The sequence below is a fragment of the Gammaproteobacteria bacterium genome, from assembly GCA_028817255.1.
Classification (GTDB): Bacteria; Pseudomonadota; Gammaproteobacteria; order Porifericomitales; family Porifericomitaceae; genus Porifericomes; species Porifericomes azotivorans.
In genome coordinates this window covers 1-14,672 of sequence record JAPPQA010000186.1, presented here as the reverse complement: position 1 = coordinate 14,672, position 14,672 = coordinate 1, and the positions used below count along the sequence as shown (strand labels likewise).

Here is a 14,672-nt window from a genome sequence, read left to right as displayed (position 1 = left end):
GCTTGCCCCTGGCTTGTCTTTACTGCATTAACGGGGGCAGGAATCTACCCTCCAGGGCGGGGTGGGAATCGTTTCGCTTCGATTGCGTAACGGCTGGGCGCCGCCCGGCCCGGCCTGCCGGAGACGCGCCGGGGATGCCAACTGCCGGCAACCTGCGGTACTATCCCGTCCAAGGGGTCTAGCGACACCGTTTTTCGAGCCAAATGGAGAAAACCCTCATGCGAACAAGGCGCCATACCGTTGCCGCGGCATATCCGCTGCTCTTTTTTCTCCTCGTCGTCGGCTGCTCCCGGGCCGCCCAGCAGGAACCGCCGGCGGTGGAGGACCGCAATCCCCCGGCGGCGGAACTAGAGACCCAGGAAGGAACGACCTACGGGATTGACGACCCGGAGGGGGGGGGCGAAGGGAGCGCCCTGGCGGAGACGAAGGAGCACCTGCTTGAGCAGCGTAGCATTTACTTCGACTACGACAGCGATCTCATTCCTCAGGAGTACCACCCGGTGATCGAGGCGCATGCCAACCACATGTTGCAGAACCCGGGGCTCGAGGTCCGGCTGGAAGGGCATGCCGACGAACGCGGCACCCGGGAATACAACCTGGCGCTGGGAGAGCGCCGGGCGATCGCCGTCCGGCAACTGTTAAGCCTGATGGGGGCGGAAACCAGCCAGGTCCGCACCATTAGTTACGGGGAGGAACAGCCTTTTGCCGAGGGCCACGACGAAGAGGCCTGGCGCCTCAACCGGCGTGTTGACCTCGCGTATTGAAGCCGGACGCATGACACGGGCATTCGCCTCCCTGGTTGCCGCCGTCGTTCTGTTGCCGGCGGCTCCGGGCGCCCTGTCCCAGGAGACGCAGCCGGAGACGCCCGAGGCCTCCCAGTGGGCCGCCGAGATCGAACAGCGGCTGAGCCGGGTCGAGCGCTTTGCGGGCAGCAGCGCGCTGCTGGAAATCTCGCAGCGCCTCGACCAGCTTCGCGACGAGACCCGCCGCCTGCATGGCGTACTCGAACTGCAGGAGCACGCGGTAAACAACATGAAGAAAAAACAGCAGGATCTCTACGCCGACCTGGACCGGCGGATACAACTGCTGACGGAAAAGCTGCAACAGCCGACCGCGCCCGCCGACGATGAACTGTCGGCGGACTCCGGGCAGTATTCTCCCCTTGAGGCCGGGGCAGCCGTGCCCGCAAACGGCGCCGCAAACGGAGAATTACCGACGGCCGAAGCCGCGCCGGCGCCCCGCCAGGCAGGCGCCGAGGCGGCGGCGCCCCCCCGGGACGGGGACTCCGCCCAGACGCTGCCGCCGCAAGCGGCGCCCCCGGCTGCGCCCCCGAATGCGCCGCCGGCTGCGCCGCAACCGCCTGCCGCGGCGGCGATACCCGCTATAACGGCTCCGCAACAGCCCCCGGCGGCAACCCCGGCGGAAGTGCCATGGGAACAAGATCCCTTGCAAGAGCAAGCCGCATACGAAAAGGCCTTTAACTTCCTCAAGCAGTCTCACTACGACCATGCCATCGAGGCCTTCCAGGAATACCTGACGAAATACCCGGAGGGCGAGTTGGCGGACAACGCGCAATATTGGCTGGCGGAGGCGTTTTATGTGTCGCAACGGTACCAGACGGCCGTCGTCGAATACCAAAAGCTGCTCTCCGGCTACCCCGCCAGCCTCAAGTACCCTGACGCCCTCCTGAAAATCGGATACAGCCAATACGAACTGGGCGACCAGCAACAAGCCCGCAAGACGCTGGAGCAGGTGATGCGAAAATTCCCGGATTCCACGGTTGCCCGCCTGGCGGCGAAGCGCCTGAACGAGTTCCGTGCCCAGAAGCCCTGACGCTCCACCCAGCGCAAAGGCAGTCCCCCGGTCCCCTTCCCGCAAAGACCCGTCTCCCGCCTGCGACCCGCCGCGGCTCAGGATCACGGAGATCTTTTTCTCCATCCAGGGGGAGAGCACGAAGGCCGGACTGCCCACCGTTTTTATCCGCCTGACAGGATGCCCCCTGCGCTGCAATTACTGCGACACGGCATACGCCTTCCACGGCGGGGAATGGATGTCCCTGGACCGTATCCTGAGCGCCGCTTCGCAATACGGGGCCGAGCACGTCACGGTTACCGGCGGGGAGCCGCTCGCGCAAAGGGCCTGTCCCGCCCTGCTGGCCGCCCTGTGCGACCGCGGGTACCAGGTCTCTCTGGAGACCGGCGGAGCGATGGACATATCGGCGGTGGATGCGCGGGTCATGAAAGTGCTGGACCTGAAAACCCCCGGCTCCGGCGAAGAGCGCAGGAACGATTTCGGCAATATCCGCCTGTTGCGCGCCCGCGACCAGGTGAAATTCGTGCTCTGCGACCGGCGGGACTACGACTGGGCCGTACGCAAGACGGGAGAATTGGCCCTGGCCGAACGCTGCACGGTCCTGTTCTCCCCCGCCCACGAGCGCCTGCACCCGGCCCGGCTGGCCGAGTGGATCCTCGCCGACCGCCTGCCCGTGCGGCTGCAAGTGCAGTTGCACAAATACCTCTGGGGAGATGTGCCCGGACGCTGACCCGCCCCGGGCGGTCGTGCTGCTGTCCGGGGGCATGGATTCCGCCACCGTATTGGCGACGGCGCTGCAACAGGGGTTTTCCTGCCACGCCCTGGGATTCGATTACGGCCAGCGCCACCGCATCGAGCTGGAAATGGCGCAGCGCCTGGCCCGGGATCTCGGGGCGGCGGCATACCGCGCGGTCCGGCTGGACCTGGGCCGGGAAGGATCGGCGCTTACCGACCCGCGGCTGCCAGTGCCCGAGGCGCCGACGAGCGGCATCCCCGTCACCTACGTGCCGGCGCGCAATACGATCTTCCTGGCGATCGCCATGGGCTGGGCCGAAACGCTGGACTGCCGGGATCTCTTTATCGGCGTGAACGCCGTGGACTACTCCGGCTATCCCGATTGCCGGCCGGAGTTTATCCGCGCATTCGAACGGCTGGCGCGGCTGGCCACCCGGCAGGGCGCGGAAGGCGCGGGAATGCGCGTCCACGCGCCCCTCATCGCCATGAGCAAGGCGGAGATCGTCCAGCACGGCACCCGGCTGGGCCTAGACTACTCGAAGACCGTCTCCTGCTACCGGCCGGACCCGGCGGGACGGGCCTGCGGCCGTTGCGACGCCTGCCGCTTCCGAAGGAACGGCTTTCGGGACGCGGGCCTGCCGGACCCCACGCGCTACGCCCCGGGCGCCGGAGAATAGCGCCGCCGCTATGGCGGCCCCGGCGACACCCGGCGCCGCCCAGGCGGCCGGCCAAGCGGGTTTATCCTTGCGCGAGGGCTCCGTCCCGGCCTTCGGCAGACAGGAGCCGGCGCGCGAGCCGCAACCGCTCCGGCGTTCCCATATCGGTCCAGCGCCCCCGGTACAAGCTGCCGCTGACCGATCCCTGCCGGGCGGCACGGCGCAATACGCAAGCCAACTCCGGGGCGGTCCCCTCGGCAAATAGTCGCGGACGATAAATCCCCACGCCGGCATACGTGCGGCGCGGCTGGCCGCCGGGGAACACCTTCCCGGCGGCGAGGCGAAAATCCCCCCGCGGACGATGGCTGGGGTTCGGCACCAACAGGAGATGCGCCTCGCTGTCGGCAGGCAGACGCAGGCGCCCGAAACGGGGCTCGCACCAGATGTCGGCGTTGACCACCAGAAACGGGCGCGGGCCCAGGAGCGGCAGGGCCTTGCGAATCCCCATGGCCGTTCCCAGCGGCGACTCGCCTTCCGGCGAATAGCGGATGCGGGCGCCGAAACGGCGCCCGTCGCGAAAATAATCCTCGATCTGGCGCCCCAGGCGGGCATGGTTGATCACCAGGTCGGTGACGCCGCACCGAGTCAATCTCTCCACCTGGTATTGCAGCAGAGGCTTGCCCCCCAGCCGCAGCATCGGTTTCGGCACCGTTGCGGTCAGGGGACGCAGGCGCATCCCGTCGCCGGCCGCCAGGATCATGGCTTTCATTGGAGGGCCTTCATTGCGGGGCCTTCATTGCGGCGCCCGTTCCAGCCTGGGGAGCGCCCGCTCCCGGAGCCAGGCGCGCAACTCCGGCAACGGCGCCTGCGCCCCCTGCGCCGCGACGATGTAGGCAAGGGTCCGCGGCAGGTGCGGCAGGTAGTCTCTCTTGCCGTCGCGCAGCCAGAGACGGGCGAAAATCCCCGCCGCCTTCAAGTGGCGTTGCATCCCCATCCATTCGAAATCCCGCAACCATTCCTCCTCGCCGATTCGCGCGTACAGACCCAGGCCCTGCGCCCGGCGCAGATAGGAACAGGCCCAGCGCCGCACCCGGGCGGGGGGCCAGCATATATAGCAATCCTTGAGCAGCGATACCAAGTCGTAGCTATAAGGGCCGTACACCGCATCCTGAAAGTCCAGAATCCCGGGGTTGCCGTCCGCCATCCGCATCAGGTTGCGGGAGTGGTAATCCCGGTGCACAAAGACGCGCGGCTGGGCCAGGGCGGCGTCGGCCAGCAGGGAAAAAGAGCGCCGCAACAGGGCCGCATCGGCTTTTTGCAGCCTGAGCTGCAAGTGCTCGCGCAACAGCCAGCGCTCGAAAAGCTCCATCTCCCCGAGCAGCAAAGGGCGGTCATAGTCAGGGAGACCGGAGGCATCCGCCCGGCGCTGCATCCGCGCCAGGGCCGCCAGGGCGTCTTCGTACAACGGCTCCGGGTCTTCGGTCGCCAGCGCATCGAGGTAGGTACGCTCCCCCAGGTCGCTCAGCAGCAGAAATCCCCGCTCCAGGTCGGTTGCGATCACCTCGGGGACGTTGAGCCCGCCGTCCCGCAGCCGCTTCGCCACATCCAGGAAGGCCCGGTTGTCTTCCCGCTCGGGGGGCGAATAGACGGCGATGCAATGCCCTCCCGGAAATGTCAGCCGGTAGTAGAGGCGAAAGCTGGCGTCTTCGGACGCCGGGCGTATGCCGCAGGTCTCCGCTTCGACCCCCAGCGCCCCTGCCCCCCACAATTTCAGCCTGTTCAGCCTGTTGGAACGATTCTGCATCGCAAGTCGAGGAACCCGCGGGGACACGGTAGCAGATCCCGCCGGGCCGGCGGCTACCCCGCATCCGTCAATCTGGTATCTTTGTCCCAAAGTAACCCGAGGCGCCCACCGCGTTGCCGCGGCACGCCCGGCCGGCGCCGCAAAGATTGCGGCTCGCCGGATCGCACGTTCGCGCCGCTGCCCCCGCGCGGAGGAGACCGCATGCTAGTAAATTGCCTGGCCCTGCTCGTCGCCGTCGCCCTGCTTGCCTACGGGGCGGACCGCTTCATTGTCGGGGCGGCGGGGATTTCGACGCGGTTGCGGCTCCCCCGTCTGCTGACGGGAGTGGTCATCGTCAGCACCGCCACCTCGGCCCCCGAGTTGCTCGTCTCCGGGGTAGCGGCCTGGCAGGGAAGGCTGGGGATCGCCATCGGCAATGCGCTGGGTTCGAACATCGTCAATTCCTCCCTGGTGCTGGGGACCACCGCCCTGATCCTGCCGATTGCCGTCACTTCCAAGACCCTGGCGCGAGAATACTGGGTTATGCTGCTGGCCTACCTGGCTTTCCTGGTCGCGGTCTGGGACACGCAGCTCGCCCGATGGGAGGGCGGCCTGGTGCTGGCATGTCTGGCGTTTCTGCTCTGGTTCATATCCGCCGCCGCCCTGCGGCTGCGTAGCGGCGACGAACTCGCCCACGAACTGGAGCGCGCCGCGCAACGCCCGGCGCTTTCCCTGTGGGGAGAGTTGTTCGCCCTGGCCGGGGGCCTGATCATGCTGCTGATCGCCGCCGAACTGCTGGTCTGGAGCGCCACGCGCATCGCCAAGACCTTCGGGATCGGCGACTTGATCATCGGCCTGACCCTGGCCGCGCTCGGCACCAGCCTGCCGGAGTTGGCCGCCTCGCTGGCCAGCGCCTTCCGCAACGAGGTGGAAATTGCCATAGGAAACATTATCGGGTCCAATATCTTCAATATCCTGGGAGTGACTGGAGTGACGGCGATCATTTCCCCTGGCGCCCTGGAACAGGCGATCCTGCACCGCGACTTTCCTGTAATGCTGGGGCTCGCCCTGCTCATGGGGCTGTTCCTGTTCGGCATCGGCAAACGCCGGATCAACCGCATCGAAGGCGGTGTCCTGCTGAGCTGTTTCCTGGCCTACCAATACTGGCTTTACCTGTCGTTCCGGCACGGAGGCGCCCTTGTCCCGTAGTCCCGAGCCGCAGGCGCAAACGCAAAGTCTCCTGGAGACCGGGCGCACCGTGATCGAGACGGAAAGGGACGCGGTGGCGCGCCTGCTTTCCTCTCTGGACGAAAACTTTGCCGCCGGCTGCCGGCTGATCCTGGCCTGCAAGGGCCGCACCGTGGTAACGGGCATGGGGAAATCCGGGCATATCGCCCGCAAGGTCGCCGCCACCATGGCCAGCACCGGGACCCCTGCCTTTTTCGTACACCCCGGCGAGGCCGGGCACGGAGATATAGGCATGGTCACGGACCAGGACGTGGCGGTGATCATTTCCCACTCCGGGGAAACGGAAGAGCTGGTCACCCTGCTGCCCGTGCTGAAACGCCTGGGGGTGCCGCTCGTCGCCATCACCGGCAAACCGTCCTCCCTGCTGGCAACGAAGGCGGACGTAAGCATTCATGCCGGGATCGAGGAAGAGGCCTGCCCGTTCGGGCTTGCGCCCACGGCCAGCACGACGGCGGCACTGGTCCTCGGCGACGCGCTGGCCATTGCCTTGGTGCAGGCGCGCGGCTTCAGCATGGAGGATTTCGCCCGCTCTCACCCCAGGGGCTCCCTGGGCCGGAAACTGCTTCTGGTTTCGGACATCATGCACACCGGCAAAGAAATCCCCCGCGTGGCGCCGGACACGGCCCTGCCCGAGGCCCTGTTGGAGATGACGGCCAAAAGCCTGGGAGTGACCGCGGTCGCCGACGGGGACGGCCGCATCGCGGGCATTTTCACCGACGGCGACCTGCGGCGCGCTCTGGACTCAAAAGTGGATATCCACCAGCTGCGCATCGCTCAGGCAATGACCCGCGACTGCAAGACCGTGCCGCCCGACTGCATGGCGGTGGAAGCCTTGAGGATGATGGAGACCAACCGGATCAACGCCCTGCTGGTTGCCGACGAAGATCGCCGGCTGGTTGGCATATTGAATATGCACGACCTGCTGCGCGCCCGCGTCGTGTGAACCGCCTGCCCCCAGAGCTGCGGGAGCAAGCGGCGCGCGCCCGCCTGATTATATTCGACGTGGATGGCGTACTGACCGACGGCGCCTTGCATCTGGGAACGGACGGCAACGAATACGTGTCTTTCCATGTCCGCGACGGCCTCGGCTTTGCCTTGCTGCACCACTCGGGACTGGAAACGGCCGTGATCTCGGGGCGCAATTCCGAAGTGGTGCGCGCGCGGCTCGCCGCCTTGGGCGTCGGGCTGTGCTACCTGGGACGCAACGACAAGGGCCCGGCCTGCCAGGAGATGCTCGAGCACTTCGATTTGGCCCCCGCTCGCGCCGCATACGTGGGCGACGACCTGGTGGACCTCCCGGCCATGGAGACCGTCGGTCTCTCCATCGCGGTGGCAGACGCCCACCCCCTGGTCAAAGAGCGCGCCGACTGGGTCACCCGTTGCGGCGGCGGGCGCGGGGCGGCGCGCGAAGTCTGCGAGGCGATCCTGGACGCGCAGGGGGCCTGGGAAGGAACGCTCGCCACCTACCTGGCCCGGGGCCGCGCCGCGCCCGGGGCAACCAAGTGACGGCCCGGCGCCCTATGCGCTCTCCAGGGTTTCTGGACCGCGGCACGGCGGCAGCCATGCTGGCCATCGCGGCGGCCGTCGCCGGCAGCGGCTCGCTCGCCTGGTGGGCGAGCGGCGACACCGCCGCGGCGCCCGCGGACGCCGCTGGGCCGGCCTATTCGGTAGCGCAGCCCGACAGCCTGATCCTGGACGAACGGGGAAGGCCAAAATACCGGCTCTACGGGGACGCGCTGCGCGGCCTGGCACGGGGCAAGCGCAGCGAACTCACGGCGCCCCGCCTGGAGATCTATGCCGAGGGCGCCCCGCCCTGGTTCCTGCTGGCCGAACGGGCCTGGATAGAAGAGGAAGATCGCACTATCCTTCTAGAGGGAAAGGTACGCATATGGAAGGGTGCAGAAGAAAAAGGAACCGCGACCGTCTGCCTGGAAACGGAAGACGTGCGCTTGTACCCCGATGAGCGCCGCGCGCGAACGCGGCGACCGGTGCGGGCGTACCGCCCCGGGGCCGCCCTGGCCGCCCGGGGAATGCGCGCCGACCTGGCGCAAGGGCGGCTGGAGCTGCTGGGCGAAGTGCGGGGAACGCTGGCGCCGCGCCCGGGCGGCGGCGGGGATCCTGTTGGCGGCGGCGGCGGCCAGCTTCTGCGGCAATGCCTGGACCCTGGCGCTGGACCGGGAACAGCCTATCGAGATGGAAGCGGAAACGGGCGAACTTGATGAGCGCGCCCGAAAATCCGTATATCGGGGCAACGTGGTCATCCGTCAGGGAAGCCTGCGCCTGACCGGCGACACCATGACCATGACGTACACCGAGGATCGCCGTCTGCAACAGGCCATCGTCGAGGGACGGCCGGCCACGTACCGCCAGCGCCCGGAACATGCCGACGGCTACGACGAGGCCCGGGCCTCGCGGATCGAGTATTACCCGCAAAAGGGCAGGGTCATCCTGAGCGGCGAGGTGGTCGTGGAACAGCAGAATATCGAATTCCGCGGCGGATGGGTCGAATACGACACCGTCAACAGCCGGGTGCTGGCGCGCGGCGACCGCGCCGGGGACGACAAGGTCCGGGTCACGATCGAGCCGCCGGCGCCGGAGGAGGCCGCGGAGTGAACGGCGCCGCGAACGGCGGGCCGCGGAACGGGCAGGGGCAGGGGCAGGGGCAGGGCGTCCTGGAAGCCCGGCGCCTGGCAAAGAGATTCCGCTCCGGCGGGGGCGGGATAGAAGACATAGACCTGCGGGTCGCGACAGGCGAAATCGTGGGGCTGCTGGGCCCCAACGGCGCCGGCAAGACCACTTGCTTCAATATCGTCGTAGGGCTGCTGGCTCAGGACAGCGGCAGCATCCTCCTGGACGGGCGCGAGATCGGCCACCTGACCATCGAGCGGCGGGCGCGCCTGGGGCTGGGATACCTGCCGCAGGAGGCGTCGGTATTCCGCAAACTGAGCGCCGGGGACAATATCGCGGCGATCCTGGAACTGCGCCGCGACCTGGACCGCGGCCAGCAGCGGGAGCTGCTGGAGGAACTCTTGCGGCGGTTCCAGATCTCCCACCTGCGCCGCCAGCTGGGGGAGCGCCTCTCGGGCGGGGAACGGCGCCGGCTGGAGATCGCCCGGGCGCTGGCGGCAAACCCCCGCTTCCTGTTGCTGGACGAGCCATTCGCGGGCATAGACCCCATCTCCGTCCACGGCCTGCAGCAAATCGCGCAGCAACTTTGCAGCTCGGGCCTGGGCATCCTGATTACGGATCACAATGCCCGGGAGGTGCTGCAGATCTGCCACCGCTCCTATATCGTCAGCGGCGGGCGCATCGCCGTACAGGGCCGCCCGCAAGAGATCCTCACCAACGACAAGGCGCTGCGCCTCTACCTGGGGAAGCGGGCCCATATCTAGATGAAATTCGAGTTGAAAGTGCAACTGGGCCAGCGGCTGGCCCTGACCCCAAAGCTGCAGCAGAGCATCCGCCTGTTGCTGCTCTCCAACCTGGAATTGCGCACGGAGATCCAGCAAGCCCTGGAATCCAACATCATGCTGGAAGAGGCCGAAGACGGGGGGGCGGAAGAGAATGCCGGCGCCGCGCGCGACGAGCGGCAGGAGCGGGCCGCCGGAGAAGAATCCGGCAACGCGCCCGAGGCGGAGGAAGGAGAGGCCGCCGCGATGCCCGAAGACATCCCCGCGGAACTCCCCATGGACAGCGACTGGGGGGAAATCTACGACGGCCCCGCCCGGCCTGCGGGTAGCGGCAACCGCGCCCTGGAGCCGCAGGAATCCCTGGGCACGGGGCGGCAAACCCTGCACGACCTCCTGGAGCGGCAGCTGAACCTGCTGCCCCTGGACCCGACCGAACACGCCCTGGCCGCCGCCATCGTCGGCGCGATTGACGAAAAAGGTTACCTGACCACGGGGCTGGAAGAATTGCGCGATACCCTGGGCGGAGACGCGCGGCTGGAAAGCCTGGAGGGCATCCTGGCGCAGATACAGGAATTCGAGCCGCCGGGGGTCGGCGCCCGCACCCTGCAGGAATGCCTGCTCCTGCAACTGGGACAGCTGCCTCCCGACACCCCCTGGCGGCAACAGGCCTCCCGGCTGGTCTCCGATTACTTCGACCTCCTCGCCGCCGGCGACTTCGCCGCCATAGGCAAAGCGCTGGGACTGCCGCCGGAGCAACTGCAAGAGACGGTCAATCTGGTCCGCTCCCTGGACCCGCGCCCCGGCACGCAGAGCCAGGAAGCCGACATAAAGTACGTGATCCCCGACCTGATCGCGAAGAAAGAGCGAGGCCGCTGGAAGGTCGAATACAATGCCGGCGCGGCGCCCAAGCTGCGCGTCAACCGCCTGTATCAGGAACTGGCGCGCAACGGCTGCAACGGCGAAGACCGGCGCTCGCTGAAGACCCACCTGCAGGAGGCCCGCTGGTTCATCAAAAGCCTGCGAACGCGCGCCGATATTCTGCGCCGAATCGCCGCCTGCATCGTCGAACGGCAGCAAGACTTCCTGGAACACGGGGAAAGCGCCATGCGGCCCATGGTACTGAACGACATCGCGGAGGAATTGAACCTGAACGAATCCACCGTCTCCCGCGCCACCACAGAAAAATATATACTGACCCCCCGAGGCATGTACGAACTCAAGTATTTCTTCTCCAGTTCCCTGGGCAAGGGACAAGACTCCCGCTCCTCCACGGCAGTCAAGGCCGTGCTGAAAGGGATCATTGCGGCCGAGCCGCCGGGAAGCCACCTCAGCGACCGCAGACTGGCGGAATTGCTTGCCCAGCAGGGAATCCGTGTCGCCCGCCGGACCGTGGCAAAGTACCGGGAGAGCCTGGGCATCTCCGACTGCCGCGGCCGCAAAAAGATCGCAAAGGTCGCGAAGGCCGCGAAGCTCGAGCGCCGCGCGCAGCGGCCTGCGCCGCACGGCCCGGCATGAAGATCGAGATCAGCGGCCACCACATGGCCTTGACCGAGGCGATCCGCAACTATGTGAAAACCAAGCTGCAACGGATCGAAAAGCATCCCAACAACGTGCTGCACGCCCATGTCTTTCTTGGCATCGAGAAGCAGCGCAAGCAGGCCGAGGCGACCTTCGCGCTCAAGGGCGCGACCCTGTACGCTGACGCCGAAAACGAGGACATGTACGCCGCCATAGACGAAATGGCCAGCAAACTGGACCGACAACTCGCCAAGTACCGGGAAAAAATGAAAGACCACCATCGCAGCGAGGAAGCGACCCTCAGAGAAGAAGCCATGCCCGCGGGCAACGGCACGTCGCGGATCGGCCGAATCCTTTCGCCGGAAAGGATTCTGTGCCGGCAGAAGATCAACAACAAAAAGTGCGCGCTGGAAGCGCTGGCGAAACTGCTCGCCAGCGGCGACCAGGGCCTGTGCCAGAACAAGATCTGCGAGACCCTGCTCGAGCGGGAACGGCTGGGCAACACCGCGCTGGGCAAGGGGGTGGCGCTGCCCCATGCGTGCATGAGCTACATTTCCGAGCCCATCGGCGCCTTCCTGCAGCTGGACAAGAAGATTGACTACGCCGCCGCCGACCAGACGCAGGTGGACTTAATCTTCGGCGTGCTGGTCCCCAACGACGCCGCCCAGCAGAAGCCGCACTACCTGGAGGCGCTCGCCGAAACGCTGCTTGACGACAAAATAATTCGCGCGCTGAGAAGGCGCTACCCCGCAAGCAAAATATACGAACTGTTGACGCAAAACGGGCAATAAACGCCGGGGCGGAATTGCCCCCCCGTCTTTCTCCGCCGACACGGGCCAACCGGGCCAACCATGGAACGACTGCGACAATTGATCGTCATCACCGGGCTTTCCGGCGCCGGCAAGACCGTCGCGCTGCATACCCTGGAGGATTTCGGGTATTACTGCATAGACAACCTGCCCGTAGGGCTGATCCCGTACCTGCTGCAACCGCCCGGAAAGGAAGAGCGCCGCTTCCCCTCCGGCAAGGCGGCGCTGGGGATTGACACCCGCGCCCTGAAGGAAGACCTGTCGCAACTGCCGGATACGCTGCGCGAACTGAAGGCCCAGGGCATCAACGTCTTCCTGCTGTTTCTCGAGTCGCACGAGGAACGCCTGGTCGAGCGCTTCCAGAAAACCCGCCGCCGGCATCCCCTGGAGCGCGCGGAAGTCCCCCTGGCGCAGGCCATCCAACAGGAACGGCAATTGCTGGGCTCGCTCAGGGAATGGGCGGACCTGCGGCTCGATACCTCCCGGATACACTCCCACGATTTGTCCCGGATCATCCGACAAACCCTGGAGCCGCATGCCGCCGCGACCTTTCTGCTGCACTTGGCATCCTTCGGCTACCGCAACGGCCTGCCCCGAGACGCCGACTTCGTATTCGATGCCCGGGGACTGCCCAACCCCTACTGGGAAACGCGCCTGCGCGCCCTCACGGGGCAAGACCCCTCGGTGGCCGCATTCCTGGACCGGCAGCAGGCGGCGCAGAGCTTCCTCGCCCAGCTCGTGGAATTCCTGGAGCACTGCATCCCTTCCTTCGAGAGCACAAACCGCATTTCCCTGTCGGTGGCCGTAGGCTGCACCGGCGGCCAGCATCGTTCGGTCTATGTCGTAGAGCGGTTGGCGCAGCTGTTTCTGGAGCGCGGCCGCCAGGCGGTGGTGCGCCACCGCGACATACCGGCGGCGTCCGGCACGGCGCGCGCATCCTGAGCGCGCGCCTGCCTCAGGCGGGCGGGCGGGTGCGTTCGGGCCGCGAGGGGCCGCGACCCCCGGCCGGTTTCTTGTAATCCCTTGGAAACTCTTGCATTAAGCCCAAATTTAGATATAATTAGCCGAAATACTAAATTTAGTCTTTTGGCTAAATATATATAAATTTGACGATGGCAGATAATCCATACCGACCCGGCGCCGCCCACGCCCCGCCCTATCTCGCCGGGCGCGATGCCGAACGGCGAGAGTTTTCCCGACTCCTGGCGCAAACGCAGATCCTGGAGAATCTTGTCCTGACGGGCATCCGCGGCGTCGGCAAGACCGTGCTCATGCGGGAAGAACTCCGCAAGAAAGCCGTGAAAAACAACTGGCTTTGGGCGAGCAATGACATTTCCGAGGCGGTTTCGATCAGCGAAACCCACTTGGTAACACGCTTGCTGACAGACTTGAACACCTTTTCCAGCGACTGGGAATACGCCGCAAGCGAGCGGCATCCCCTCGGATTCGCCGACCAGCCGGAACGTCAGGCGATTCGCTTTAACTACGAAACCATGTGGGCGCTGTTCGAGCGTCAACCGGGTTTGACTTCGGACAAACTCAAGCGGGTTCTGCTTATCGCATGGGATTTGATGCAACGACATCTACCGAACCAAAAGGGCATCGTCTTCGCCTGGGACGAGGCGCAAAACCTGGCTGACCAGGACAAGGACAAACAATACCCTCTCAGCCTGTTGCTCGATGTGTTCAGTTCCCTGCAAAGTCAGGGCGTGCCATTCATGCTGTTGCTGACCGGACTGCCGCCGTTATTCCCCAAGTTGGTTGCGTCGCGGACATTTGCCGAGCGCATGTTCCGGGTATGGACGCTGGGCAATTTGAGTCGCAAAGAATCGCGCGAAGCGATCGTCAAACCCTTGGACGAAGAGCCAAAACATATTAAGAACGTCTTCGTTCAACTTGATGACATGATTTATGAGCGCACCAAGGGCTACCCCTATTTCATCCAATTCTGGTGCCGGGAACTATACGATTATCTGACCAGCGCTTCCCCACAGATTGACGAGCACGGCGAAAGCCTTCTCCGCCGGATCTCCCGCAAACTGGACATGGATTTTTTTGAGGGCCGCTGGGCGCAGTTGACCGACCGGCAACGCGATCTGCTGTCCGTCATTGCCCGCCTTGAAAACAGCGCAGGGGAATTCACCGTGCAGGAAATCGTAGAGACCTCAAAATCCACCGAACGGGCTTTCAGCAACAGCCATGCCAACCAGATGCTAACCGCGTTGTTTAACAAGGGCATGGTATTCAAAAACCGGCACGGCAAATACACTCTGGCCGTGCCGCTGCTGGACGAATACATCCGGCGGCGCATGAATTTAGATTTTCGCCCTTAGGGAAGCAAGGCATAACCGGATCGTGATCGCACACGATCTCTATGCTTTTATGCACAAAACGAATAACTGTCCGAGGAAAGGTCTCAGCATGAAAACGTCGCATCAGGTATTTTTCGGTATCAAACCACCTGTTGCATTTACAGGTTGAGCCCGTCATCTCACACCTCGCCATTCCTGCGAAAGCAGGAATCCAGCATATCAAGCGCGCGCTTCGCGCTCCTTCATGACGGCTCGAGGGAAAGGCGGACGGCCAAAGATTCGCGCTTTCCAGGCTGTGCAGAAACCCCGCGGGCATCCAGCGAATAAAGCCTACTCCGCCATTTATATGTTGCCTTCCGTCATTCCGGCCTCCTCCATGTCATTCCGGC

General features: G+C 65.4%; 16 protein-coding genes and 1 pseudogene. 15 read left to right on the top strand and 2 right to left on the bottom strand.

What is annotated here, in order from left to right; genetic code table 11:
• Positions 1-218 precede the first annotated feature (218 nt).
• The 4 genes from pal (at position 219) to queC (ending at position 3,224) form a co-directional block, all read left to right on the top strand.
• Entirely contained in the window at positions 219-764 is a 546-nt protein-coding gene (gene pal / locus OXU43_07655; protein ID MDD9825029.1) for a peptidoglycan-associated lipoprotein Pal, read from the top strand.
• Between the two features lie 10 nt (positions 765-774).
• Positions 775-1,833: a tol-pal system protein YbgF gene (ybgF, locus tag OXU43_07650; protein ID MDD9825028.1), complete on the top strand. Its 1,059-nt coding sequence runs from the start codon at positions 775-777 to the stop codon at positions 1,831-1,833.
• Positions 1,834-1,915: 82 nt separating this feature from the next.
• On the top strand, positions 1,916-2,542 hold the full coding sequence (gene queE / locus OXU43_07645; protein MDD9825027.1) for a 7-carboxy-7-deazaguanine synthase QueE: 627 nt from the start codon (positions 1,916-1,918) through the stop codon (positions 2,540-2,542).
• Positions 2,526-3,224, top strand: a complete 699-nt coding sequence (queC, locus tag OXU43_07640; GenBank protein MDD9825026.1) for a 7-cyano-7-deazaguanine synthase QueC — start codon at positions 2,526-2,528, stop codon at positions 3,222-3,224. Before queE ends, queC begins: the two co-directional genes overlap by 17 nt.
• Before the next feature lie 61 nt (positions 3,225-3,285).
• On the opposite strand, the gene OXU43_07635 is transcribed toward queC, so the two are convergent.
• Positions 3,286-3,972, bottom strand: a complete 687-nt coding sequence (locus OXU43_07635; GenBank protein ID MDD9825025.1) for a nucleotidyltransferase family protein — start codon at positions 3,970-3,972, stop codon at positions 3,286-3,288.
• Positions 3,973-3,996: 24 nt separating this feature from the next.
• Entirely contained in the window at positions 3,997-5,007 is a 1,011-nt protein-coding gene (locus OXU43_07630) for a phosphotransferase (protein ID MDD9825024.1), read from the bottom strand.
• 201 nt (positions 5,008-5,208) lie between these two features.
• On the opposite strand from OXU43_07630, the gene OXU43_07625 reads away from it, so the two are divergent.
• From OXU43_07625 to OXU43_07575, 11 genes and pseudogenes are all read left to right on the top strand, one after another.
• On the top strand, positions 5,209-6,195 hold the full coding sequence (locus tag OXU43_07625; GenBank protein ID MDD9825023.1) for a calcium/sodium antiporter: 987 nt from the start codon (positions 5,209-5,211) through the stop codon (positions 6,193-6,195).
• A gap of 31 nt (positions 6,196-6,226) precedes the next feature.
• Positions 6,227-7,177 carry a KpsF/GutQ family sugar-phosphate isomerase gene (locus OXU43_07620; GenBank protein ID MDD9825022.1) on the top strand — a complete coding sequence of 317 codons (951 nt, stop codon included), beginning with the start codon at positions 6,227-6,229 and terminating at the stop codon, positions 7,175-7,177.
• On the top strand, positions 7,174-7,740 hold the full coding sequence (locus OXU43_07615; GenBank protein MDD9825021.1) for an HAD-IIIA family hydrolase: 567 nt from the start codon (positions 7,174-7,176) through the stop codon (positions 7,738-7,740). The genes OXU43_07620 and OXU43_07615 overlap by 4 nt, the downstream gene beginning before the upstream one ends.
• Positions 7,737-8,453 carry an LPS export ABC transporter periplasmic protein LptC gene (lptC, locus tag OXU43_07610; GenBank protein MDD9825020.1) on the top strand — a complete coding sequence of 239 codons (717 nt, stop codon included), beginning with the start codon at positions 7,737-7,739 and terminating at the stop codon, positions 8,451-8,453. The genes OXU43_07615 and lptC overlap by 4 nt, the downstream gene beginning before the upstream one ends.
• The gene (gene lptA, locus OXU43_07605; GenBank protein MDD9825019.1) at positions 8,428-8,847 is read left to right on the top strand and encodes a lipopolysaccharide transport periplasmic protein LptA; all 420 of its coding nucleotides are present in this window, start codon (positions 8,428-8,430) and stop codon (positions 8,845-8,847) included. The genes lptC and lptA overlap by 26 nt, the downstream gene beginning before the upstream one ends.
• 59 nt (positions 8,848-8,906) lie before the next feature.
• Complete coding sequence (gene lptB, locus OXU43_07600) at positions 8,907-9,626, top strand: LPS export ABC transporter ATP-binding protein (GenBank protein ID MDD9825018.1); 720 nt, start codon at positions 8,907-8,909, stop codon at positions 9,624-9,626.
• Entirely contained in the window at positions 9,627-11,159 is a 1,533-nt protein-coding gene (locus OXU43_07595) for an RNA polymerase factor sigma-54 (protein ID MDD9825017.1), read from the top strand.
• Positions 11,156-11,452, top strand: a pseudogene (raiA, locus tag OXU43_07590) (ribosome-associated translation inhibitor RaiA). The gene OXU43_07595 and the pseudogene raiA overlap by 4 nt, the downstream one beginning before the upstream one ends.
• A gap of 24 nt (positions 11,453-11,476) precedes the next feature.
• Positions 11,477-11,953, top strand: coding sequence for a PTS sugar transporter subunit IIA (locus OXU43_07585; GenBank protein ID MDD9825016.1), 477 nt, complete (start codon positions 11,477-11,479; stop codon positions 11,951-11,953).
• A gap of 60 nt (positions 11,954-12,013) precedes the next feature.
• Positions 12,014-12,913, top strand: coding sequence for an RNase adapter RapZ (gene rapZ / locus OXU43_07580; GenBank protein ID MDD9825015.1), 900 nt, complete (start codon positions 12,014-12,016; stop codon positions 12,911-12,913).
• 170 nt (positions 12,914-13,083) lie between these two features.
• A complete protein-coding gene (locus OXU43_07575) occupies positions 13,084-14,304 on the top strand; it encodes an ATP-binding protein (protein MDD9825014.1) in 1,221 nt (406 codons plus the stop codon).
• Positions 14,305-14,672: the final 368 nt, after the last annotated feature.